The organism is Pseudomonas defluvii (assembly GCF_001695625.1).
Lineage (GTDB): Bacteria > Pseudomonadota > Gammaproteobacteria > Pseudomonadales > Pseudomonadaceae > Aquipseudomonas > Aquipseudomonas defluvii.
The window spans coordinates 1-22,550 of the sequence record NZ_MBPN01000032.1 but is presented as its reverse complement, the minus strand read 5'-3'; the positions used below and the strand labels follow the sequence as shown (position 1 = coordinate 22,550).

The following is a 22,550-nucleotide window of genomic DNA, read 5'->3' as shown; positions in this document are numbered from 1 at the left end:
TCGTGCTTACCATCTACAACACCCTGACCAAGAGCAAGGAAGTCTTCACCCCGCTGGAAGGCAACAAGGTACGGATGTACGTCTGCGGCATGACCGTGTACGACTTCTGCCACCTGGGCCATGGTCGCAGCATGGTCGCGTTCGATCTGGTCACCCGCTGGCTGCGTTATAGCGGCTACGACCTGACCTACGTGCGCAACATCACCGACATCGACGACAAGATCATCAACCGTGCCAACGAGAACGGCGAGTCGTTCGACGCCTTGACCGCACGCATGATCGACGCGATGCATGAAGACGAGCGCCGGCTGAACATCCTGCCTCCAGACCAGGAGCCGCGTGCCACCGATCATATCGCCGGCATGCACGCGATGATCCAGACCCTGATCGACAAGGGCTATGCCTACGCGCCGGGTAATGGTGACGTGTACTACCGGGTCGGCAAGTTTGTCGGCTACGGCAAGCTGTCGCGCAAGAAGATCGAAGATCTGCGTATCGGCGCACGAATCGAGGTTGACGAAGCCAAGCAGGACCCGCTGGACTTCGTCCTCTGGAAAGGCGTCAAGCCGGGTGAGCCGAGCTGGCCGTCGCCATGGGGCCCAGGGCGTCCAGGCTGGCACATCGAGTGCTCGGTGATGTCCACCTGCTGCCTGGGCGAGAGCTTCGACATTCATGGTGGCGGCAACGACCTGGAGTTCCCGCACCACGAGAACGAAATCGCCCAGAGCGAAGCCGCAACCGGCAAGCCATATGCCAAGGCCTGGATGCACTGCGGGATGATTCGCATCAATGGCGAGAAGATGTCCAAGTCCTTGAACAACTTCTTCACCATTCGCGATGTGCTCGAGAAGTATCACCCGGAAGTGGTCCGTTACCTGTTGGTATCGAGCCACTACCGCAGCTCGATCAACTATTCCGAAGACAGCCTGCGTGAGTCCAAGGGTGCGCTGGAGCGCTTCTATCATGCACTGCGTGGCCTGCCGCTGGTTCCGGCGCAGGGTGGCGAAGAGTATGTCGAGCGCTTCAAGGTCGCGATGAACGACGACTTTGGCACGCCTGAAGCCTGTGCGGTGCTGTTCGACCTGGTACGCGAGATCAACCGTGTGCGTGAAGCTGAGCCGCAGATCGCTGCCGGTCTTGCTGCTCGCCTGCGCGAGCTGGCGGGGCTGCTGGGTGTGCTGCAGCTGGATGCCGATGACTTCCTGCGTGCGGGCGCCGAGGGTCGTGTCGATGCCGCCGAGGTTGAAGCTCTGATCCAGGCGCGTCTGCAGGCGCGGACCAACAAGGATTGGGCTGAGTCCGACCGTATCCGTGATCAGCTGACCGCCATGGGCGTGGTGCTTGAAGACAGCAAGGGCGGCACTACCTGGCGCCTGGCTGACTGACCGGCTGCGCCCTCGCAGGCAAGCCTGCTCCCACTGTGGGAGCGGGTCTTGCCCGCGATGCAAACGCCGCGCACTCATGGACATCGCTCCGACGCCATCGCAGGCAAGCCAGCTCCAACAGAGCCCGCGCTAGCTGTAGGAGCGGGTCTTGCCCGCGATGCAGGCGCCGCAAACTCATGGGCACCCCACCGATGCCCTCGCCAGTGCTACCGGCGACAATGCAGCACGAGCTTGGCGCCACCCAGCGCGCTTTCTCCTATCTCCAGATCGAACCCATGCAGGTCGACGATCGCTGCAACGATCGACAGGCCCAGGCCAAACCCTGGGTGCCGATGACCTTCCTCGCTGCGATAAAACCGTTTTAACACCGCCTGGCGCTCGTCTTCCGGAATGCCGGGGCCGCTGTCCTGGACCTCGATATGCACGCCCTGTGCATCGCTGTGGGCGCTCAGTGCGACCTGGCCGTGGGCCGGGGTGAACTTGATCGCATTGCTCAGCAGGTTGGCCAGTGCCTCGAACAGCAATTCGCGGTCGCCGTGCAGGCTGGGCAGTTGGTTGGGTAGCTGCAGGCTCAGGTTGATGTCGCCGTCTTCAGCCAATGGAAGGTAGAAGTCGTGCAGCTCCAGCAGCAGTGCATGCGGGTCCAGTTCGACGAACCCGGCACGGCGTTGACGGTCTTCCAGTTCGCTGATGCGCAGCAGGCCGCGAAAGCGCGCCATCAACGTGTCGGTTTCCGCGATGGCGTGGTCCAGTTGCTGGGTTTGTGCGGAGTCGTCGCCCGCTTGTTGGCGAATGCGGTACAGCTGGGCGCGCAGGCGGGTGAGGGGGGTACGCAGGTCGTGGGCAATGTTGTCGCAGACACCCTTGACCTCGTGCATCAGCCGTTCGATACGGTCGAGCATGGCGTTGACGATGGCCGCCAGCATGTCCAGCTCGTCACGCCGCGGGGACAGTGGCAGGCGGTGTGTCAGGTCGCCGGCGACGATCTGTTCGGCGCTGGCCTGGATCGCCCGGATGCGTTTGAGCGGGCGACGGCGCAGCAGGTACCAGCCGGCGATGCCTGGAATGATCGTCAGTGAAAGCCCCCAGAGCAGGGCATGCAGGATGATCCGGGTAACCACGAACAGCGAGCCATTGTCACGTACCAGAACCAGCCAGCGGCCGTCAGGGACCTTCAAGGCTACTGCATCGCAACTGTCCTTGGGCAAGTGGGGTGCATCTTCATCCAGGCAGCGGCCAAGCTCATGGATTCTGCCATCCAGGCCCAGCTCCGGGGGAATCTTGCGAATCTCGCCACTGAGTGGGTTGAAGGCTGCATCGAACAGGCCGTAGGCATCGAAGCTGCGCTCCTCGAAGGCCTGGCTGGCAATCAGCGCATCATCCAGTTGTTTGCCGCTCATGTGTGCAAACAGGTGCTGGCGTTGTTGCAGCGAGTGCCGGGTGAGTTTGTTCAGGTAGCCGGACACCTCAAAGTACAACACCCCCATGAGGATGCTGCTCCAGGCCACGAAAAGGAAGCTGTACAGCGCCAGCAGGCGACTTGTGGATGAGCTCCAGCCCTTAGACGGGTTCGGCAATGGCATAGCCGGAGCCCCGCACAGTGCGAATCAGCGGCACTTGGCCCGGGGCGTCGATTTTCTTGCGCAGGCGACCGATATGCACGTCGATCAGGTTGGTGCCGGGATCAAAGTGGTAGCCCCAGACCTCCTCGAAAATCATCATGCGGGTGATGACCTGGCCGGCATGGCGCATGAGGAACTCCAGCAACTTGTACTCGGTCGGTAACAGGTTGAGTGCCAGTTCGCCGCGTCGGGCTTCGTGGCTGATCAGGTCCAGTTCCAGGTCGGCGACTTGCAGGCGAGTCTGTGTGATACCGGTGTTGTTTCGGCGCAGCAGCACTTCGACCCTGGCGGCCATCTCATCGGACGCAAATGGTTTGGTCAGGTAGTCGTCGCCGCCGGCGCGCAGGCCACGTACCCGCTCATCGACATCGGAGAGGGCGCTGATCATCAGGATCGGCGTGGTGATCTTCAGGTTGCGCAACGTGGTGACGATCGTCAGGCCGTCGAGCTCAGGCAGCATGCGGTCCAGCGTGATGAGGTCATAGCTGCCGGCGATGGCCTTGGCCAGGCCTTCACGGCCGTTGTTGGCCCAGTCAACCTCCAGGCCATGGCTGGAAAGTTCGGCGACGATCTCCTGGGCGGTGACAGCGTCGTCTTCGATAGTCAGTACGCGAGGCATGCTTTTACCTGGGCGGCGAGTGGAAGCTCGATTGTGCCAAAGAATAGGCGGTGCTCGGGTTAAAGAAAAATTCATCTAGCCGATCGCCGGTACGGCCGAGCGCTTCAGGCCAGAAAAAGAAACCCCGCCGGGAGGCGGGGTTCGGAATCAGGCGACCTTGACGATCCAGCCTTCCGGCGCTTCGACATCGCCACTCTGGATGCCGGTCAGCTCGTTGTAGAGCTTCTGGGTTACCGGGCCGACATCGGTCTCGCTGTAGAACACGTGCAGCTTGCCGTTGTACTCGATGCCACCAATCGGGGTGATCACCGCAGCGGTGCCGCAGGCGCCTGCTTCGGTAAAGCGGTCGAGCTCGTCGATCAGTACGTCGCCTTCGATCACGTTCAGGCCCAGGCGCGATTTCGCCAGTTCGATCAGCGACAGGCGGGTGATGCCAGGCAGCACCGAGGCGGACTTCGGCGTGACGAATTCGTTGTTCTTGGTAATGCCAAAGAAGTTGGCCGAGCCGACTTCCTCGATCTTCTTGTGGGTCAGTGGGTCAAGGTAGATGCAGTCGGCGAAGTGGGCTTTCTTGGCCTCGGCACCTGGCATCAGGCTGGCGGCGTAGTTACCACCGACCTTGGCGGCACCGGTGCCCTGTGGCGCGGCGCGGTCATAGCTGGAGATCAGGAAGTTGTGCGGCTTCATGCCGCCCTTGAAGTACGAGCCAACCGGGATCGCGAAGATCGAGAAGATGAACTCGGGCGCGGTACGCACGCCAATGTTGTCGCCTACACCAATGACGAACGGGCGCAGGTACAGCGCACCCTTGCCGTAGGGCGGAATGAAGCGCTCGTTGGCCTTGACCACTTGCTTGCAGGCTTCGATGAAGGCTTCGGTCGGTACCTGCGGCATCAGCAGGCGCGCGCAGCTGCGCTGCATGCGCTGGGCGTTCTGGTCAGGGCGGAACAGGTTGATCGAGCCGTCCTTGCAGCGGTAGGCCTTCAGGCCTTCGAAACACTGCTGGCCGTAATGCAGCGCGGTGGAGCCTTCGCTGATGTGCAGGGTGTTGTCTTCGGTCAGGGTGCCCTGGTCCCACTCACCGTTGCGCCAGTGCGACAGGTAGCGCTTGTCGGTCTTGATGTAGTCGAAGCCCAGCTTGTCCCAGTTAATGCTTTCGTTACTCATGGCACCCTCGATCGGTTGGCAAATGCCTGGTTGGTCAGGCGACGCATCTTGCGCAGGCAGCCACGATAATACATCCCGTGCAGATCGGAAACGCCTAGACGTGCATATTGGACGTGCATAGGTGCCTCTTGCTGCACGGTCTCGGCAATCCGCGCCCGGTGTTCGACTAAGGTCGTGGGGCTGATGCGCCGATCATGTCCCAGGCTCATCAGCCATGCACCAATTGCCCTTACCAGTCTCGGGGTTGTTTCTTGCTCAGTTTGAGCAGGCGTTCTACCCCGATGGGCTCCTCGGCCATCAGGGGGATCACGGCATAGCGTCTGGCGTGCTCACTGGCCACGTGCTCGATTTCCCTGAGCTCATTCTTTGCCCGTCTACGAAGCAGGGGCGATTGGGTTGTGGTGGCCGCGATGCTGTTGTTGATCACCCATGCCCAAGGCTCAATGCCAGCACGCCGCAGGTCGGCCTGCAGGTTGGCCGCTTCAAGTACCGGTGTCGTTTCGGCCAGTGTTACCAGCAATACCTTGGTTTTCTTCGGGTCTTGCAACTGCATCATCGGGGTACTGAAGTGCATGTTGCTGCCTTCCATTTGTCGGGCGATATCGCGGTGGTAGGCGCCCGTGGCATCCAGCAACAACAGGGTGTGCCCGGTGGGGGCTGTGTCCATGACCACAAACCGCCTGCCGGCTTCCCGAATGACTCTGGAAAACGCCTGGAAGACGGCGATCTCTTCAGTGCAGGGCGAGCGCAGGTCTTCGGCCAAAAGGGCTTTTCCCTGTTCATCCAGGGCCGCGCCTTTGGTGGCCATCACGTGATCGCGATATCGTTGGGTTTCAACCTTGGGATCAATGCGGCTGAGGGTCAGGTTGCTCATTGAACCGCTCAGAGTGTCGGCCAGATGCGCTGCCGGGTCCGAGGTGGTGAGGTGAACCGGCAAGCCCCGGTGGGCCAGTTCCACGGCCACCGCCGCCGCCAGGGTGGTTTTACCTACGCCACCTTTGCCCATGATCATGACCAGCCCGTGGCCATCCGCGGCGATGTCATCGACGAGGTCGCTCAGGCTTGGCGCATCAATGCGAACGGCGGGGGGCTGAAGGCCTTCAGCGTCACCCTTATCACGCAACAACTGTTTCAGGGCTTCAATGCCGACCAGGTCGAAGGCTTTCAGCGGCAGTTGATCCAGCGGAAGTGGCTTGAGTACGTCAGGCATTTGGGCAAGCGCCAACTGCTCCCGCGCATACACCGCTGCAGCCAGTGGGTCTTTTTCGGCTTCGCTGCCGGGCAGCACGCCGTTGACCACCAGGTACTGCTCGCGAAGGCCGAGGGCGGCGAGTTCTTCATGGGTGTGGGCCGCCTCGCGTAGCGCGGCATTTTGTGCCCGAGCGACCAGTACCAGCCGCGTGCGTGCCCGGTCGCAGAGCGCCTCAACGGCCTTGCGGTACTGGTCATGCTGTTTGTCGAGGCCCGCCAGCGGTCCAAGGCAGGAGGCGTCGCCCTTGCCAGCATCAAGAAAGCCACTCCAGGCACCAGGGAGCTGCAGCAGGCGAATGGTATGCCCGGTGGGGGCGGTGTCAAAGATGATGTGTTCATAGGTGTCGGTTTGTCGGGAGCCAACCAGTAGTGCAGTGAACTCGTCGAAGGCCGCAATTTCTGTGGTGCAGGCGCCAGACAATTGCTCTTCCATGTTCTTCACGACACTGGCCTCAAGCACGCCTCGGGCAGGGCCGACAATGCGGTCTCGATAGGCCTGCGCTGCAGCCTGTGGGTCAATTTCGAGCGCTGACAAATTGGCCACCGAGGGCACCGGGGTGATGTGGTTGCCAATGCTGATGCCAAACACTTGTCCAACGTTAGACGCCGGGTCGGTACTCACCAGCAGTACGCGTCGACCTTGTGCGGTGAGCTGCAATGCCGTGGCGCAGGCAATCGAGGTTTTACCCACACCGCCTTTGCCAGTGAAAAACAGAAAGCGCGGAGCATTTTCAAGAAACTGCATGAGGTGTTCCCTGTCGACGGTTCGGCAATCGCCAAAACCTGTGTTTGGAAATAAACGTGCGCATCAGTCTAGTGCCTGTCAGGGCAAGGCAATCACAGGGTGCCCAGGTTTCTTGCTGCGGAACCTGCTCCGGGCTTGAATCGGCATGACCTCTTGACAATAAGTTGTACAAAAAACGGCGAAGCGTCGCATTAAGCTGTACAAAGCCAAATTTATGTACAACTATTTTGAAGTGCCGCTGTGCATGCAGTACCGAATGCCAGAGAAACCAACATTTCGGCGTTGTCAGAAAAGGTAGAGCCATGCCATGGACAGATCGCTATTTCCCCTGCTGCGTCAGTGTCTGATGCGCGTGGTCGACCGCAGGACCTTGGGCTTGTTGTTCAGCGCCCTGTTGTTGTGCAGCCCCGGTGCTTTCGCCAGTTGGCAGGCGCTGCTGCCCGGTGGTCGTTTGATCGGTAGCGCCGAGTTTCGGCTCTATGGTTTTCGTGTGTACAACGCGAGCCTGTGGGGCGCTTCGGCCCAGGTGGACTATCAGCAACCCTTTGCGCTTGAGCTGACCTATCACCGGTCGATTACCCGTGCCCAACTGGTAGACGTCAGCGTTGATGAAATACGTCGACTACGGGGCGGGTCGGTCGATGAAGCGCAACTCAAGCTGTGGCAGGCACAGATGGCGCGGGCCTTTGTCGATGTCGAACCGGGGCAGCGGATCATCGGGGTGTTCTTGCCCGGTGCCGGTGCGCGGTTCTACGTGGATGATCGTTTGCATTACGAGGTCGCAGACCCTGCGTTTTCGCGGGCGTTCTTTGATATCTGGTTTGACCCGCGTACACGTAACCCTGAGTTACGCCAGCGCTTGCTGGGCGGGCAATGACGATGAGGGTAAGCATGATGTGGAAGTCCTGTCTGCTGGCGTGCTGCTTGCTGTTGAGCAGTTGCGGCAACGTCGAAGTCGATCATTACCGCAACGAGTCGCCCGCTTTGGACTTGCCACGGTTCTTTTCGGTGCCGGTCCAGGCCTGGGGCATGTTCCAGAAGCGTTCGGGCGAGGTGGTCAAGCGTTTCCACGTGACCATTGAAGGGCGGATGGAAGGGCGCGTGCTGATCCTCGATGAGCGCTTCGTTTACAGCGATGGCACCCGTCAGCAACGCGTTTGGCGCCTGACGCCGAAGGGGCCGGGGCGCTGGAGCGGTACGGCGGGCGACGTGATCGGCGAAGCTGAAGGTCAGGTGGCCGGTAATGCACTGCGTTGGCGTTACACCCTCAACCTGGAGGTGGACGGCGCGTTTTATCCGGTGCAGTTCGATGACTGGATGTACCTGATGGATGACAACACACTGATCAATCGCTCGTTCATGTCTAAGTTTGGCCTGGAGTTGGGGCAGGTGACCCTGTTCTTCCGGCGCGGCGGGGGGGAACCATGAACAGCCTGCCGGAGGGCTATCGGGCATTGGTGATCGGTGCGAGTGGGGCGATCGGTGGTGCTTTCGTTGATACGCTGCGTGAGGATCCCCGGTGTGCCGCCGTGCATGGCCTGGGGCGTGGCACACACCCGGTACTGGATTTGACCGACCCTCAGAGCATCGCCATGGCCGCACAGTTTTATGAAGGCCAGCCACCGTTTGATCTGATCGTCTTGGCTGCCGGTGTTCTGTACGGTGAGGGCTTCATGCCGGAGAAGGCGCTGGAGTCACTGAACCAGGCGCAACTGTTGGCAACGTTTCAGATCAATGCCATTGGCCCTGCACTGGTGTTGCGGCACTTTTTGCCCCTGCTCGGGAGCAACGGTCTGCTGGCGGTACTGTCGGCCAAGGTCGGTAGCATCGCGGACAATCACCTGGGTGGCTGGTACAGCTACCGGGCCTCGAAGGCGGCGTTGAACATGCTCCTTAAAACGGCAGCGATCGAAGCTGCGCGGCGTTGGCCCGGCAAGCGCCTGGTTGCGCTGCATCCTGGCACTGTTGCTTCAGCCTTGTCGCGACCTTTTCGTCCGGAAGCGCGGGCTCCGCGTGACGCCGTGGCGGACATGCTGGCCGTGCTTGACGGAGTCACCGCCGCCGACAGCGGCAGTTTTTTCAGCTACCAGGGCGAACGTTTGCCCTGGTAGTTCCACTGTGGCACCTCTAGATGGGGCTATGCCCCTGGGAGCGTCAAGTATGAACCTTCAGCAACTGTCAGGCTTTGCCGATGCCGGGCGCATTGACGAGCTCAATCTGGTTTCTCTTGAAGGCGGTATCTATGTCTTGCAGGCACTGATGGAGGGAAAGCTGCACCCGTTGCTTGACGAGCAGGGACACAACCTCTGCCTGCGCTCGACGACTCACGCTCGAGAGGTGTTGCAGCATTTACCTGAAATCCCCTGCCTGCTGGTGCAGAAGGTGGTGCATGACGAAATGTGCGGGCTGGGTAACAGTGCTGATGCGCCGCTGAAACTGCCGTTCTCCATACGCTCTACCTGGTAGTCGCAAGGAAGCGGCGCGTGGCCCGAAGCGGTGCCCTTGGCACCGCTTATGTCGTGCTTCTAGCCACGCGGTGCAAGGCGGGCAACAACAGCGCCCAGAGTAGCGCCAGCAGGGTCAAGGATGGCCAAAGCCCATAGGGTAGGCCGACGTCTGCCAGGCGTGCACCGGCATAGTAAGACAACGGCCCGCCCAAGGCGCCGACAAGTGCCGCCAGCCAGAGGCGGGATGCCGTCCAGGCCAGGCTCTGGCGCAAGGTGCTGGCGAACAGCAGCCAGAGCATCGCCAGCCATCCCGGCAGTACCCAGCGCGGCTCACCGAAATCGAACACGCCCAGGTTCAGTAACAGGCTATCCAGCGTCCAGCCACAGGCAGCGATTTTCAGCAGTTGGCGACATTCGCGTATCCGTACCGGAGCCCACGCCACGTGCAAGGCCAGGCATCCCAGTGCCAGCAATAGCCAGGCCGGGTGCCGTGCGCCAAAGATACAGGCTGCCCAGCCGATCTGGAACAGCACGGCATTGCCAATCAGGCGTCGGTTCATCCTCAGGCTTCCAGTGCCTCCAGCAGCGGCGCGGGACGGGCATCAGGTTTGGCCAGGACCAATTGGGCCACGCCGATACCGCGTTCCAGGAAGCCACCCTCGCAGTAGCAGAAGTAGAACTCCCACATACGTTGAAAGGTTTCGTCGTAGCCCAACAGCTGCAATGCATGGCGCCCACGGCAGAGGTTTTCGTGCCAGTGGCGCAGGGTCCGCGCGTAATGCAGGCCGAAGTCTTCCAGGTGATGGACGTTCAGGTCAGTGTTACGGCTGGCAACCTCCAGCATGCGGCTCAGCGAGGGTAGGGCACCACCGGGGAAAATGTAGCGCTGGATGAAGTCCACCGAGCGTCTGGCCTGTTCATAGCGTTGGTCACGGATGGTAATGGCTTGCAACAGCATCAGACCATCGTCCTTGAGCAGGCGTGCGCACTGTTGGAAGTAGTTGGGCAGGAAACGGTGGCCCACCGCTTCGATCATTTCGATCGAAACCAGCTTGTCGTAGCGCCCCTCAAGGTCACGGTAGTCCTTGCGCAGCACGGTAATGCGCGCTTGCAGGCCTTGCTCGGCAACACGCTTGCAGGTGTAGGCGTACTGCTCTTCGGACAATGTCGTGGTGGTCACACGGCAGCCGTAATGAATGGCGGCGTAGAGCGCCATGCTGCCCCAGCCGGTGCCGATTTCCAGCAAATGATCGCTGGCTTGCAGGTCAAGCTTGCGACAGATGCGCTCCAGTTTGTTCAACTGTGCCTGTTCGAGGCTGTCTTCTGAGCTGCGGAACATTGCCGCCGAGTACATCATGGTCGGGTCCAGCAGGTGCTCGAACAGTTCATTGCCCAGGTCGTAGTGTGCGGCAATGTTGCGCTTTGAGCCCCTTCGGGTATTTCGGTTCAGCCAATGCAGGCCTTGAACCAAGGGGCGACCAAGGCGCGCCAGGCCGCCTTCCATGGCGTCGAGTACGTCAAGGTTGGCGACGAACAGGCGAACCACTGCGGTCAGGTCAGGGCTGGTCCAATGACCATGTACGTAAGCTTCCCCGGCGCCGATCGAACCGTTGGTGGCGATCAGCCCCCACAGTGCATCATCCAGCACCTGAAGCTCGGCCATCAGGCTGGCATGGGGTTCGCCGAACATCAGGCGCTGGCCGTCTACCACGACGGTCAGTTGGCCTTTGCGCAGTTGCGCCAGTTGGCGCAGCACCAGGCGCTTGAGCAAGCCTGTGCTAACGGCGGCGAGGGCTCCGCTTTTGGCAACGGCCAGGTTAGGGCTCTTCATGGTCAACGTCCTCGCTACGGTTACGGGCGACACGTAAATGTCGCTGGGTGTTGTAATGGGAAAAGATCGGCGTGCGCTTGAGCAGCAGGCGCAGGGCTTGCCAATAGATGGCAGTAACGGTTTTCGCCGACATCCAGGGGAAGGTGAGCATTTGGCGGTGCAGGGTGCTGCGGGTCAGTGCTATGCGGTTCAGACCAAGACCGGCTTCAAACACCTTCTGTGGCCCATGCCAGTCCTGCATGGTGATGTTCAGGTGTTGCCCGGGCGCGGTGAAGCGCATGCGGTACTCCAGGTCGGGTGGCAAAAATGGCGAGACGTGAAAGGCTTTGGCGACGCTGAACTGCTGCACGCCGTGTTCATTGCACGGCAGCACATAGTGGAAGCGCTCGCGCCAGGGCGTATTGGTGACTTCGCACAGAATCGCCGCGAGCGTGTCATGCTCGTCGAAACAGAAGAAGAAACTCACCGGGTTGAAGGCCAATCCCCAGTTCCGCGCCTGGGTCAACAGGCGTATGGCGCCACCCGGGGCGTAACCCAGGGCCTCCATGAGCAGCAGATTGACCGCATCGGCAAGCGCCATGCCGTTGCGTGTGTAGCGTGGCAAGTAATCCTGTTCGCGGAAGCTGAACGCCGAAAACCGCTCGCGCCCGGCAAACGGGCTTAATGCAAACAATGCATCCTGCTCGGCCAGGTCCAGGTACAACATGCTCATGCGGTAGCGAAAGGCATGCGCGCGCGGAGACAGTCGCCGGTGGCTGACCCAGCCTTCATACAAGGCGCTGTTCATAATCGTTCACCGAAGTGCTGAGCCACCTTCAGTGCACTGACCACGCCATCCTCATGGAAGCCGTTGGCCCAGTAGGCGCCGCAGTAATAGCTGTGCTGCGGGCCCATCAGTTCAGCGTGACGAGCCTGGGCCGCAAGGGCTTCGAGGCTGTACTGGGGGTGCGCGTAGCGATAGCGACCGAGCACCTGTGCCGGGTCAATGGCGTCACTCTGGTTGAGGCTTACGCAGAGGGTGCGTGGTGCGTCCAGGCCTTGCAGGATGTTCATGTTGTAGGTCACGGCCGCTGGGCTGTGCTCGGGGCCACCCAGGCGGTAGTTCCAGCTCGCCCAGGCCAGGCGACGGTCGGGGAGCAGGCGCGTGTCGGTATGCAGCACGACATCGTTTTGCGCATAACGGATGGCGCCGAGTATCTGTTGTTCCTGTTCAGTAGGCGTTTCCAGCAACGCCAGTGCCTGGTCGCTGTGACAGGCAAATACCACCTTGTCGAAGCGCTCGGTGCCGACAGCGCTTGTGATGCTGACGCCCTCGGTGTCACGGCGTACGCGTTGCACCGGGCAGTTCAGGCGGATGTGCTTGGCGAAGCTGGCTGTCAGCGGCTTGATGTAGGCACTGGAGCCGCCCTGGATAACTCGCCATTGCGGGCGGTTGGTGACGGAGAGCAGGCCATGGTTGCGAAAAAACCGTACGAAGAACGCCAAGGGAAAGCCGAGCATATCGGCCAGCGACATCGACCAGATCGCCGCCCCCATCGGCACGATGTAGTGTTCGATGAAGCGATTGCCGTAGCCACGCTGTTGCAGGTAGCTGCCGAGGGTCGTGCTGGCGTCGATGTGCTGGCGGTCGAGGTCCAGTGGTGCTTCGCGGTTGAAGCGCAGAATGTCCCGCAGCATTCCCCAGAACGCCGGTGAAATCAGGTTGCTGCGTTGAGCGAAGAGGCTGTTGAGGTTATTGCCGTTGTACTCCAGGCCGGTCTTTGGCTCATGTACCGAAAAGCTCATCTCGGTGGGGCGTGAGGTCACGCCCAGATGGTCCATCAGGGCGATGAAATTCGGGTAGGTCCAGTTGTTGAAGACGATGAAGCCGGTGTCGACCGCATAGTTCTGCTCGTTCAATTGAACGTTTACGGTATGGGTATGGCCGCCTACTCGCCCTTCGGCCTCGAATACGGTGATGTCGTGGTTACGCTGCAGCAGGTAGGCTGCCGTCAGGCCGGCAATTCCGCTGCCGACGATTGCAATACGCATGGGGTCAGGACTCCTGGCCAGGCCGTGCAAGCCGCTTGCCCAGTGCCAGTTGCCAGTGTTTTGGCAGGTGGCCGAACAGCTTCAGGCAGGCGATAAACAGTGCTGGAAACGCCACTTCATAAGGACGGCGCTCCAGTTTTCGGGCGATGTGGCGAGCGGCTTTTTCCGCCGACCAGCGCAACGGCATGGGGAAGTCGTTGCGTCGTGTCAGGGGCGTGTCGACAAAACCCGGGCTGACCAGCGTGACCGCGATGCCTTGGGCATCCAGGTCGATCCGCAGTGAATCGATCAGGTAGCGCAGGGCCGCTTTGGAGGCACCGTAGGCACCTGCTCGCGGGAGGGGCAGAAAGGTCACTGAACTGCCTATGGCCACCAGGTGCGGCTCATGGCCGCGTTGCAGCAGGGGCAGTGCGGTCTCGATGGTCAGGCTGGCGGTAAACAGGTTGGCTTGAACCACGCGCATCACCAGCGCGGCCTCGAAGTGGTCGGGCGTCAGATATTCGCAGGTACCGGCATTGGCGATGACTTGATCCAGCGCGCCCCAGTGTTGAGTGATGCGCTCGCCAATTTGCCTGACCTGATTGCTGTCGAGCAGGTCGCCTGGCACGAGCAGAACCTGCCCGGGGAAGCGTGTCGCGAGTTGTTGCAGTGGGGCCGTGCTGCGTGCGGTCAGTGCAAGCTGATGGCCTTGCTCAAGCAGCACTTCGGCCAAGGCTGCGCCAATCCCGCTGCTGGCGCCGGTAAGCCAGATCCGCTTCATGCCAGCCTCCGCTTGAGCCCGCGGATCACGCTACCCAGCAACGGCAGGTGTTCGTAGAGCAGTGCGCCGGCATCGAAGTAGTCGCGGTGATAGTAGACCTTGTCTGCCCACCGCACATGGGAGCACCCGGTAACGCTGACAGGCGCTCCACCGCGCAGGCGGGGGTGACGGTAGGTCATGGTCCAGCGCAGGTAGCCTGAACCTTCGGCGACGGTGTCATGGCCGTGGAACTGGAAGCTCAAGTCCTCGACATTGGCATACAGCTCGGAAAAATAACGCTGCAGGGCGTTCAGCCCATTGATCTGATGCAGCGGGTCGATAAAGCACACGTCAGTGCTGTAGAGGCTTGAAAGGTGCTCCAGGTGGTCGCGATCCAGGGCGGCGAATCGCTCGGCGAACTGCTGCAGGAAGGTCGACATCCATAGGCCTCTAACTTGTACATCTGTAGGAATTTGTACAAGTTAAGGCTAAGGCAATATCTGTACAAGTCAATTTTTTTGTATAGATATTTTTTGTATCAATTTGGAGTCATTGCCAGCCTGTCCTCCAGCGCTCGCTGTCGCGAAGCTCGCGCCAGTCCAGCCATTCGCTACGACCGCTGTAGATGGCTTGGAGCTCGATCTTCAGCAATGTGCCTTGTTCGTCATGCAGCAGATCGGTTACCAGAAAGTGTTTCTCTCGATTGAGTGGTGTGCAGGCTGTCCATTTGGACAAGGCCAGCTTTCGTGGATTGAAGCGGTTCATGGGAGCTCCTGCCGGTAACGCGTTCGTGTTCAGGGAGGGCGTCGGCGCAATGGTTGTCGAGTTATATTGTACAAATATATTTTCATGTACAAGCCTATTTTGCGTTGGGTGCTGTGGCGGTGTTGGGGCTTGCAGCCGCTATCTCGGCCTGTTCCAGATGTTCCGGTACCGAGACGGACCAGCCGAGCTCAAGGCTGATGCGGCGGCGCAGGGTATCGGCTGCCGCCGGTTCACCATGCACTACATAGGTGTGTTTTGGCGGGCGCTTGAAGCCACGCAGCCATTGCATGATTTCATCGGCGTCGGCATGTGCCGACAGGCTCTCCAGGGACACCACTTCGGCTCGCACCGGAACATCTTCGCCGTGCAGTCGAACGGAGGGCGCACCGGCGATGATCTGTGCACCCCGGGTGCCGCCTGCCTGATAGCCGGAAAACAACAGGGTGTTATGCGGGTTGGGCGCCAAGGTCTTGAGGTGGAACAGCACTCGTCCACCAGTGGCCATTCCGCTGGCGGCGATAATCACGGCTGGGCCACGCTGTTGGTCCAGGCGTTTGGATTCTTCAACGGTGCGCACGATGTGGGTGACGCGACACATCGACTCGCATTCGCGTGGGGACAGCCGGTGTTCACTGCAAAATCGCTGATACAGCACCGTCGCATCTGTCGCCATGGGGCTGTTCAAATAGATCGGCAGGTCAGGAATCGCGCCGCTCTGTTTAAGGCGCGAGAGGTGATACATCAGCAGTTGGGCACGGCCCACGGCAAAGGACGGAACCAGAGTAATGCCATGGCGCAGGGCTGTGCGGGTGATGACGTCAGCCAATTGCTTTTCGGTGTCTTCGGGTGGGTGCAGGCGATCACCGTAGGTGGATTCAACGAACAGGTAGTCGGCCTCTTCGATGAGCTCCGGGGCGAGCATGATCGGGTCGTTGAAACGGCCCAGATCACCGGAAAATACCCAGGTAGAACCGTCGGCGATGATCTCCACGGTTGCCGCCCCAAGGATGTGACCGGCAGACCTCAGGTGTATCCGGACGTCGGCGAGAATGTCTTGTGGATGGTGCAGGGCAATGGGGCGAAAGTGCTTGAGGGCGCGCTTGGCGTCGTCCTCGGTGTACAGCGGCAGCGCCGGATGGTGTTTGGAGAAGCCTCGTCGATTGGCGTATTCGGCCTGTTCCTCTTGCAGGCGACCGCTGTCGAGCAACAGGATCCTGGCCAGTTCACAGGTGGCCTCTGTGGCGTAGATGGGCCCGCGGTAACCGTCCCTCACCAGTGCCGGGATGTAGCCGCTGTGGTCCAGGTGAGCGTGGGTCAGGACGATGGCGTCCAGGCTGCGCGGTGGTATGGGGAACGGGGCCCAGTTGCGTACCCGCAAATGTTTGTAGCCCTGAAACAGCCCGCAGTCGACCAGTACGCGCTGACCGTTATGTTCCAGTAGGTACTTGCTGCCGGTAACCGTACCGGCGGCGCCGAGAAACGTGACGTGCATGGCGTGTCTCCTCAACAACCCTGCCAACAGGCTGATACCACGCGCTGTGGCCAGGCTGGTTGTTCCCGCGTGCCCGCCCGGCAGTTCGTTGTCGGGCCTTGGCATGGGCGACGCGTCACGTACTCCAGTGATGCTCCATCGCCATGAGTGCGGGCATGTCCAGAATTTCCACCTCGCGCCCCGCAAAGCGAACGATCTGCAAATCGCGCAGGCGTGCCATGCACCGGCAGATGGTTTCGAGCCTCAAACCCAGGTATGAGGCAATGTCTTCGCGGGTCATACGCAAAACAAAACCCAGTGCCGAATAGCCACGCATGGCATAGCGTTGGGATAACTGTAGAAGAAAAGCGGCGAAGCGCTCATCGGCGTTCATGTTGCACATCATCAGCAGCCGCTCATTGTCCCGGACGATCTGCCGGCTCATCAGGCGGTTCAGGGCTTGTTGCAGAGCGGGGCAGTTGCGGGCCAGTTGCTCGATCTGGTGATAGGGGATCGGGCACACTTCGCTGTCTTCCAGCGCCAATGCGCTGCAGGCATAGCGCGAGGTGCTGATGGCATCAAGCCCCATCACTTCACCGGCCATCATGAAGTCGGCAACCATGCCGCGGCCGTGGGCGTCGATCAAGGAAATCTTGAAACAGCCCATGCGTACGGCGTAGAGGTAGGTTAGCGGATCATTGGAATGGTAAAGGGCAGCGCCTTTCTTGATGCGCATGCGCTGTGAGATCAATGAATTGAAGGTGTCGCGCTCGGCATGTGAGCAGCCACCCGGCAAACAAAAGGCGCGTACTGCGCATTGAGCACAGGAAGCGCCTAACGAGAACAGCCTGGTGCGTGAAACGGTGGGCGTTGTTTGCAGTTCTGCGTGTTCTAGAGCGACTGCGTTATTGTTAGGTTGCATAGCGTCTTGCTCCATGGGGACGCGGTGAACTTCTGAAGGAGAGACCACTTGGCACTAAGACCTTGCAGTGGAGTCATCGCTGGAAGTCGACGTGCAGTGGGTGAGTGATGCGCTGCCTGGGAGCAGGGCTGGAGGATGTGCCGTGCCAACGGGTGGGCGGCGCGCAAGGTGGCAGTACGTGTGGTGCTTTGATTCGGTCTTCCAGACGCTGCACGAAACAGGTGGCTTCTGCTTCGCTCCGAAAGGCCACGACCCATGTGTCCAGATGAACCAGCCAGCGGCTGGTTGGTGTGTCCTTTTCGAGTTCGATCAGCATGACGACTCTCCTGTCGACGGATGTCGACGGTTACAAGGCGTGTTTCAAATGTCCTTTTTTCAAGAGCCTGAGTGTAAAAAGGCCTTCGTTGAAGGTGAGGCTGAAGTTGTTCAGCGATACCGAGGCAGGAAGGCGGTGTGAGGAGCGAAACGGCCCGGCGCACAGTGATGCGTCGGCACGCCGTTGAACGGCCCAGCCACTGAGCACCAGGTGTTTAGGGCTCAGGTCCAGGTGCAGGTCTTCAATATTCAAACCCTGCAGGTGGGCGTAAATCGTAAAGTTCGTCCTGCTGTTGGCGGCCGCCAATTCCGGGTTGCAGGGCAGCTCCACTTCGCGGCGTCGCAAGGCCGCCATGTCCGGTAATCGTGGCTTGCTCATCAGGGTTGAAAACATTTCGCATACTCCCGGTCACTGTAGGGGGAACAGCCTCCATGCCTGAAACTATACGGTTTGGTGCTCTATGCGTTTAGCTACTGCTCAAGGCGTAATGGCGACTTTCATGACCCCGTCACGTTGGTGGGCGAACAGGTCATAAGCGGCTTCGATATCGTCAAGTTTGAAATGATGGGTGACCAGCGGCTTGAGGTCGACGCGACCACTGGCGACGACGTTCATCAGGCGGCGCATCCGTTCCTTGCCGCCAGGGCACAGGGTGGTAACGATACGGTAGTCGCCAAGGCCGGCAGCGAATGCATCGACCGGTATGCGCAAGTCGCTCGAGTACACGCCCAGGCTCGAAAGTACGCCACCGGGGCGCAGAACCCGCAGTGCCGACTCAAAGGTGGCCTGCGTACCCAGTGCCTCGATGGCGACATCGACACCGCGTCCATCGGTGAGCGCCATGATCTGATCGACTACATTGCCGGCCTTGAAGTCGACGGTGTGGGTAGCCCCCAGCTGTGTAGCGACCTGCAGGCGTGCAGCGACGGTGTCAACGCCGATGACGGTGGTGGCGCCCATCAGCCGGGCGCCGGCCGCCGCGCATAATCCAATCGGGCCCAGGGCGAACACCGCAACGCTATCACCGATTTGCACGCCGCCGCGCTCCGCACCGGAAAAGCCGGTGGACATGATGTCGGGGCACATCAGCACCTGCTCATCGGTGAGGGTGTCGGGTATCGGGGAGAGGTTGACCATGGCGTCCGGTACCCGCACATACTCGGCCTGGCAACCATCGATGATGTTGCCGAACTTCCAGCCTCCCGTAGCGCGGAAGCCATGCCGTGTGCCGGGGCCATCCTGGGATGCGCAGCCGCACAGGCAGGCGTAGCTGTGGCCACTGGGCGTGATTGCGCCAGCGATTACCCGCTGTCCTTCGCTGAACCCCAAGACTTGTGAGCCGAGTTTCTCGATGACCCCGACGGGTTCGTGACCAATGGTCAGCCCTTTGGCGACCGGGTATTCACCGCGCAGGATGTGGACATCGGTGCCGCAGATCGTGGTGGTGGTAATGCGCAGCAGTGCATCCAGCGGTCCAATCTCTGGAATTGGCTTTTCATCCAGAACAATACGGCCTTTTTCAACGAAGATTGCCGCTTTCATTTTCGCCATGGCTGTGTCTCCTAAGCGCAGCGCATCGGTTCTGATCACTCTCAACAGGCTGCTCCTGGTGAGGGGCTGAAAGGTTGATCTGGATCAATGAGTATGGCCCTGAAATCGTGGATCCGCGACCGTGTGTCGTTTTGCCGGTAAAAGAAATGCGGACTCTGACCCACATCAAGCAGCAGGGGGCAGGTGGCCGCAGGATAGGGCTTGAATTGCCTTTGGGCAGCACGCTTCCTGCTTGAAGGGCTGCAGGCCAACTTCCGTCTGATGAGAGGTGCGTCATGACCATGCAAAAACATCTTATGTTGGTGTCCTCGCCGTTGATGAAAGCCGGCCCGGCCTTTGACAGAGCCTCTGCCTTGGCAAAGGCACGGGATGAGCCGCTGCACATTGTCGCCTTCGACTATGTGGAGGGGCTCGCAACAGCGGGACTGGTCAATGCTGAGGCACTGCAGCAGATGCGCGAGGGTTATGTGGAGCGACACCATGCCTGGCTTGAGGACCAGGCCCGGCCAATGCGCAAGTTGGGTATCGAGGTCACGACCGAAGTGGTGTGGGCCGAGCAGGTGTTGCCAGAAATTCTGGCGCACCTGCGTGAGGAGCCGATTGACTTGGTGATCAAGGAGGTCGAGCACGAGTCACGCCTCATGCGCGCGATGTTCACTACCCTGGATGTTCATTTGCTGCGCGAGTGCAAGGCGCCATTGCACTTTGTGTGCAAAACCCGCAATGCGTTGCCGCGCAGGATTGTGGCTGCTGTTGATCCCTTCCACCCAGACGACCAGTACAAGGGTTTCAATGACCGGATCATTTATGAGGCGCTGAAACTGGCGATGCAGTGCAAGGCTGAAGTGCATCTCGTGTATGCCCATGACCTTTCGTCGATGGGGACGGGGGAGTACGGTTTTTCCACCGGTTCGATGCTGTTTTCTTCAAGCCTGGCGCAGAAGGTCTACGACATTCAGGGGGAAAGCTTCAATGAGCTGGCCGAACGCAATGGTATCCCCCCTGAAAATCGGCACATGATTGTCGGTAACCCGGCAAAGGTCTTGTCCAGCTTTTCTGAAACCCGCGATATCGATGTCATTGTCATGGGGCGTGTGCATCGGCGAGGGGTGAGCAAAGGATTCGGCAGCACGGTGGAAGATGTCTTGTACCGGATGCCCAGCAGCGTGCTGGTGGTCACCCCTGAGGACTTCGACGGTTAAGGGCCACCCGGTATGGCGCGCCCCGGTGAGCCGGGGCGTGTGCGTGACGGTTAGTGGCTCAGGTCGAGTTCATGGGTCAGCTCGCTGAACTGGCCGTTGTCATAGCGACTGGTAAACCCCAGCCTTTTCGCCAGCCGATGCATGCCGTAGTTACTGGCCTGATCCAGTGAGATCATCTGCTTGAACCCATTGCGGCGGGCAGCCTCGATCAGGTGCTGCATCAATAGTGTGCCCAAACCCCGGCGTTGCCAGTCGTCGGCAACCGCTACGGCGCATTCGCAGTGTTTCTCCCCTGGTATGGCCGCATAGCGGCTCACACCGACTTCGTGCAACTCGCCGTCGACATGCGCCAGCGCGACGTCGGCGACACGGTCGTGGCCATCCAGGTCCATCAACTGGTCGAGCAGGGTGAGGTCTTCTCGGTTGAATCCGCCCATGAAACGAGCGCGACGGGCTTCGGCCGACAAGTGCCTGACAAACTGGAATTCGCGCAGGCGATCACGCTCCTGTAACGAACGAATCAGCACATGGGTGCCGTCATTCAAGGCTTCTATCCAATGCTCTTCGGTTTCACCCTGGCATAGCGCGGACAGGGCTTTGTGCTGGCTTGGATCAGTCGACATAGTGATGCTCCCAGATGGCAAGGAGGGTGGAGGCCTGTTGGAAGGTGTACGACGATCAGCCGCGTTGCGTCTGATTTACATCAAGTCTTCAGTCCTTCGTGCGGTTGGGCTGCAGGCTGTGAGTGGGTGGCGGGGCGCGGTTCAGAAATCGTTCCATGCAGGCCATTTGCTCAGCGTCGGTCACTGCTGAATAGGTGGCAATGTTGAACCACTGGCTGTGTAGCAGGGCGAGGCGGACAACCCCGTTTTTCTCCATAAAGCGTTGGGAGATGCACTGGCATACCGGGCCCACCAGGTAGGCCAGTGCCTGTTCCTGCTCGTTGGCGACCAAGGTGCTGGTTAATTGGGTAACGCAGGTGGCGACAATTGCTGCGCCAGCGCGCGCTGCCAGATAGGCCGTTGCGGTGTATCCGCCGACGAACAGCAGCATGATAAGCGTGAGCAGGATCAGCTCGTGAGGTCGTCGACGGCGCACAGGGACGGCTCTCTCCGGCGCTTTGGGTGATGTATCGGCTGGTGTACTGGACGCTCGCGCGCAAGCCAGGCCGACCAGCCAGCAGGCCGTGGTAAAGATCAAAATCACTACCAGCAGCGCCAGCCACAGCCTGTTGAACACGTCGAACCCAGTGATGATCGCCAGCACGCTGACGAAACCCAGACCACCGATGACAAAGCCGAGCCGTGCCAATGCGTCGATCAATCGGGCTTGTCGTTTGTCGACCTTCATGGCATCGCCCTCGTGCGCCTACCCACCTCAAGGGTAGTTCGCCGCGCAGCCTGTGTTTGGTGCATGGCCTGCTGCGCCACAACCACGCACGTCGGTAATTGGCCCACAACCTGCATTGGCCCCTGCATCGATAGCTGATCGATTGGTCAAGCACGTTGTGCGCTGTTGTCGTGCATGAGGTGAGGGTTGTTTAACTGTACCTGTGGCCTGCTCGCCCTTTGGGCACGCAGTGCCCAGTGTTCACCGGGGCGGAATGCATGTCTGTTGCTGAACCACTCGACGCCGCTTGCATTCCTGCAGGCTGGAGCGCCGAGCTCACGCTGCGTTTTGTTCGTTGTGACACGAAGACCTGTATTGGTGCGCGGCGTCACTTCGGACCTCTTTTGGTGCAACGTCCGTTCTACCCGGAGGGCGCGCCGTGTCACGTGTATGTGCTGCACCCGCCGGGCGGCGTGGTGGGGGGAGACCGCCTGGCGCTGGATATCCACCTGGAGCCAGGCAGCCACGCGCTGATGACCATGCCCGGCGCTACCAAGTTCTACCGCAGTGCCGGCCCGACTTCGATCCTCAAGCAGCATTTTCACCTGGCAGAAGACAGCATCCTGGAGTGGCTACCTCAGGACAGCATCTGCTTTCCTGGCGCCCGTGTGTCGTTGCAGACCCGCTTTAGCCTGGCCCCCGGTGCCCGTCTGCTGGCGTGGGAAACCCTGTGCCTTGGGCGTCCGGTGATGGGCGAGATCTTTAGCCATGGTGCGCTGGACAGCTGCTTGCACATCGACATGCCTGATGACCCAGGCCTGCATGAACGCTTGCGCCTCGAGGGCGGGCGCCTGGGCAAACTCGGCGGCTACCCGCTGCTGGCGACGTTCTGCGCCGCTCCGGCTGACCCGGAGCTGTTGGAACAGGTCCGCGCCCTGATCGACGACCTTGCCGCTCCCGCCGGGGCAACCCTGCTGGGGCAACTGCTGGTGGTCCGCCTGCTGGACCACGACAACCAACGCCTGCAATCCACCCTGCAACGGCTGTGGCACGCCTTGCGACCGGCTGTTGTCGGCCTGCCGCCGTGCCCGCCACGCATCTGGGCTACCTGAGAAAACACACCATGGAACTGACGCCAAGAGAAAAAGACAAGTTGC

General features: G+C 60.4%; 25 protein-coding genes. 7 read left to right on the top strand and 18 right to left on the bottom strand.

The window, feature by feature from the left end:
* The first annotated feature begins 2 nt into the window (after positions 1-2).
* Positions 3-1,385, top strand: a complete 1,383-nt coding sequence (gene cysS / locus EKA13_RS11290) for a cysteine--tRNA ligase (RefSeq protein ID WP_065759478.1) — start codon at positions 3-5, stop codon at positions 1,383-1,385.
* Positions 1,386-1,591: 206 nt separating this feature from the next.
* On the opposite strand, the gene EKA13_RS11285 is transcribed toward cysS, so the two are convergent.
* The 4 genes from EKA13_RS11285 to arsA all read right to left on the bottom strand — a co-directional run bounded on the left by EKA13_RS11285 (position 1,592) and on the right by arsA (position 6,789).
* A complete protein-coding gene (locus tag EKA13_RS11285; RefSeq protein WP_065759477.1) occupies positions 1,592-2,968 on the bottom strand; it encodes a sensor histidine kinase in 1,377 nt (458 codons plus the stop codon).
* Positions 2,946-3,626 (bottom strand): response regulator transcription factor, encoded by a 681-nt coding sequence (locus tag EKA13_RS11280; RefSeq protein WP_065759476.1) that lies wholly within the window; start codon positions 3,624-3,626, stop codon positions 2,946-2,948. Before EKA13_RS11280 ends, EKA13_RS11285 begins: the two co-directional genes overlap by 23 nt.
* 147 nt (positions 3,627-3,773) lie before the next feature.
* Positions 3,774-4,793 (bottom strand): branched-chain amino acid aminotransferase, encoded by a 1,020-nt coding sequence (locus EKA13_RS11275; RefSeq protein WP_065759475.1) that lies wholly within the window; start codon positions 4,791-4,793, stop codon positions 3,774-3,776.
* Positions 4,794-5,022: 229 nt separating this feature from the next.
* Entirely contained in the window at positions 5,023-6,789 is a 1,767-nt protein-coding gene (gene arsA, locus EKA13_RS11270) for an arsenical pump-driving ATPase (RefSeq protein ID WP_065759474.1), read from the bottom strand.
* Positions 6,790-7,135: 346 nt separating this feature from the next.
* Here arsA and EKA13_RS11265 point away from each other — a divergent pair, with 346 nt between their 5' ends.
* The 4 genes from EKA13_RS11265 to EKA13_RS11250 are packed head-to-tail and all read left to right on the top strand — an operon-like array spanning position 7,136 to position 9,255.
* The gene (locus EKA13_RS11265; protein WP_065759503.1) at positions 7,136-7,666 is read left to right on the top strand and encodes a chalcone isomerase family protein; all 531 of its coding nucleotides are present in this window, start codon (positions 7,136-7,138) and stop codon (positions 7,664-7,666) included.
* A gap of 17 nt (positions 7,667-7,683) precedes the next feature.
* On the top strand, positions 7,684-8,217 hold the full coding sequence (locus tag EKA13_RS11260; protein ID WP_065759502.1) for a DUF3833 domain-containing protein: 534 nt from the start codon (positions 7,684-7,686) through the stop codon (positions 8,215-8,217).
* Positions 8,214-8,900, top strand: a complete 687-nt coding sequence (locus EKA13_RS11255) for an SDR family NAD(P)-dependent oxidoreductase (protein ID WP_065759473.1) — start codon at positions 8,214-8,216, stop codon at positions 8,898-8,900. Before EKA13_RS11260 ends, EKA13_RS11255 begins: the two co-directional genes overlap by 4 nt.
* Before the next feature lie 49 nt (positions 8,901-8,949).
* Positions 8,950-9,255 (top strand): DUF6482 family protein, encoded by a 306-nt coding sequence (locus EKA13_RS11250; RefSeq protein WP_065759472.1) that lies wholly within the window; start codon positions 8,950-8,952, stop codon positions 9,253-9,255.
* 46 nt (positions 9,256-9,301) lie between these two features.
* Here EKA13_RS11250 and EKA13_RS11245 read toward each other — a convergent pair whose 3' ends face one another.
* From EKA13_RS11245 to EKA13_RS11190, 12 genes are all read right to left on the bottom strand, one after another.
* Positions 9,302-9,796, bottom strand: coding sequence for a DUF2878 domain-containing protein (locus EKA13_RS11245; RefSeq protein ID WP_065759471.1), 495 nt, complete (start codon positions 9,794-9,796; stop codon positions 9,302-9,304).
* A gap of 2 nt (positions 9,797-9,798) precedes the next feature.
* Positions 9,799-11,067 (bottom strand): SAM-dependent methyltransferase, encoded by a 1,269-nt coding sequence (locus EKA13_RS11240; protein ID WP_065759470.1) that lies wholly within the window; start codon positions 11,065-11,067, stop codon positions 9,799-9,801.
* The gene (locus EKA13_RS11235; RefSeq protein ID WP_065759469.1) at positions 11,054-11,854 is read right to left on the bottom strand and encodes a DUF1365 domain-containing protein; all 801 of its coding nucleotides are present in this window, start codon (positions 11,852-11,854) and stop codon (positions 11,054-11,056) included. The genes EKA13_RS11240 and EKA13_RS11235 overlap by 14 nt, the downstream gene beginning before the upstream one ends.
* Positions 11,851-13,098, bottom strand: a complete 1,248-nt coding sequence (locus EKA13_RS11230) for an NAD(P)/FAD-dependent oxidoreductase (protein WP_065759468.1) — start codon at positions 13,096-13,098, stop codon at positions 11,851-11,853. The genes EKA13_RS11235 and EKA13_RS11230 overlap by 4 nt, the downstream gene beginning before the upstream one ends.
* Before the next feature lie 4 nt (positions 13,099-13,102).
* The gene (locus EKA13_RS11225) at positions 13,103-13,858 is read right to left on the bottom strand and encodes an SDR family NAD(P)-dependent oxidoreductase (RefSeq protein ID WP_065759467.1); all 756 of its coding nucleotides are present in this window, start codon (positions 13,856-13,858) and stop codon (positions 13,103-13,105) included.
* Entirely contained in the window at positions 13,855-14,277 is a 423-nt protein-coding gene (locus tag EKA13_RS11220; RefSeq protein WP_065759466.1) for a nuclear transport factor 2 family protein, read from the bottom strand. Before EKA13_RS11220 ends, EKA13_RS11225 begins: the two co-directional genes overlap by 4 nt.
* 109 nt (positions 14,278-14,386) lie before the next feature.
* Complete coding sequence (locus EKA13_RS11215; protein WP_065759465.1) at positions 14,387-14,602, bottom strand: TIGR02450 family Trp-rich protein; 216 nt, start codon at positions 14,600-14,602, stop codon at positions 14,387-14,389.
* Positions 14,603-14,696: 94 nt separating this feature from the next.
* Positions 14,697-16,094, bottom strand: coding sequence for an MBL fold metallo-hydrolase RNA specificity domain-containing protein (locus EKA13_RS11210; protein ID WP_065759464.1), 1,398 nt, complete (start codon positions 16,092-16,094; stop codon positions 14,697-14,699).
* A gap of 115 nt (positions 16,095-16,209) precedes the next feature.
* The gene (locus EKA13_RS11205) at positions 16,210-16,995 is read right to left on the bottom strand and encodes a helix-turn-helix domain-containing protein (RefSeq protein WP_083199787.1); all 786 of its coding nucleotides are present in this window, start codon (positions 16,993-16,995) and stop codon (positions 16,210-16,212) included.
* 73 nt (positions 16,996-17,068) lie between these two features.
* Positions 17,069-17,311, bottom strand: a complete 243-nt coding sequence (locus EKA13_RS11200) for a hypothetical protein (RefSeq protein ID WP_065759463.1) — start codon at positions 17,309-17,311, stop codon at positions 17,069-17,071.
* Positions 17,312-17,341: 30 nt separating this feature from the next.
* Positions 17,342-17,704 (bottom strand): Hsp20/alpha crystallin family protein, encoded by a 363-nt coding sequence (locus tag EKA13_RS11195; protein ID WP_065759462.1) that lies wholly within the window; start codon positions 17,702-17,704, stop codon positions 17,342-17,344.
* 84 nt (positions 17,705-17,788) lie between these two features.
* Positions 17,789-18,862 (bottom strand): NAD(P)-dependent alcohol dehydrogenase, encoded by a 1,074-nt coding sequence (locus tag EKA13_RS11190; protein ID WP_065759461.1) that lies wholly within the window; start codon positions 18,860-18,862, stop codon positions 17,789-17,791.
* Positions 18,863-19,137: 275 nt separating this feature from the next.
* Between EKA13_RS11190 and EKA13_RS11185 the strand changes: the two genes are divergently transcribed.
* Entirely contained in the window at positions 19,138-20,064 is a 927-nt protein-coding gene (locus EKA13_RS11185; protein WP_065759460.1) for a universal stress protein, read from the top strand.
* Positions 20,065-20,114: 50 nt separating this feature from the next.
* Here the strand turns inward: EKA13_RS11185 and EKA13_RS11180 are convergent, their stop codons facing one another.
* Positions 20,115-20,687: a GNAT family N-acetyltransferase gene (locus EKA13_RS11180; protein WP_065759459.1), complete on the bottom strand. Its 573-nt coding sequence runs from the start codon at positions 20,685-20,687 to the stop codon at positions 20,115-20,117.
* 88 nt (positions 20,688-20,775) lie between these two features.
* Positions 20,776-21,414 (bottom strand): hypothetical protein, encoded by a 639-nt coding sequence (locus EKA13_RS11175; RefSeq protein WP_065759458.1) that lies wholly within the window; start codon positions 21,412-21,414, stop codon positions 20,776-20,778.
* A 257-nt stretch (positions 21,415-21,671) separates the two neighbouring features.
* Here EKA13_RS11175 and EKA13_RS11170 point away from each other — a divergent pair, with 257 nt between their 5' ends.
* Positions 21,672-22,505, top strand: coding sequence for an urease accessory protein UreD (locus EKA13_RS11170; protein WP_065759457.1), 834 nt, complete (start codon positions 21,672-21,674; stop codon positions 22,503-22,505).
* The last annotated feature ends 45 nt before the right edge of the window (positions 22,506-22,550 follow it).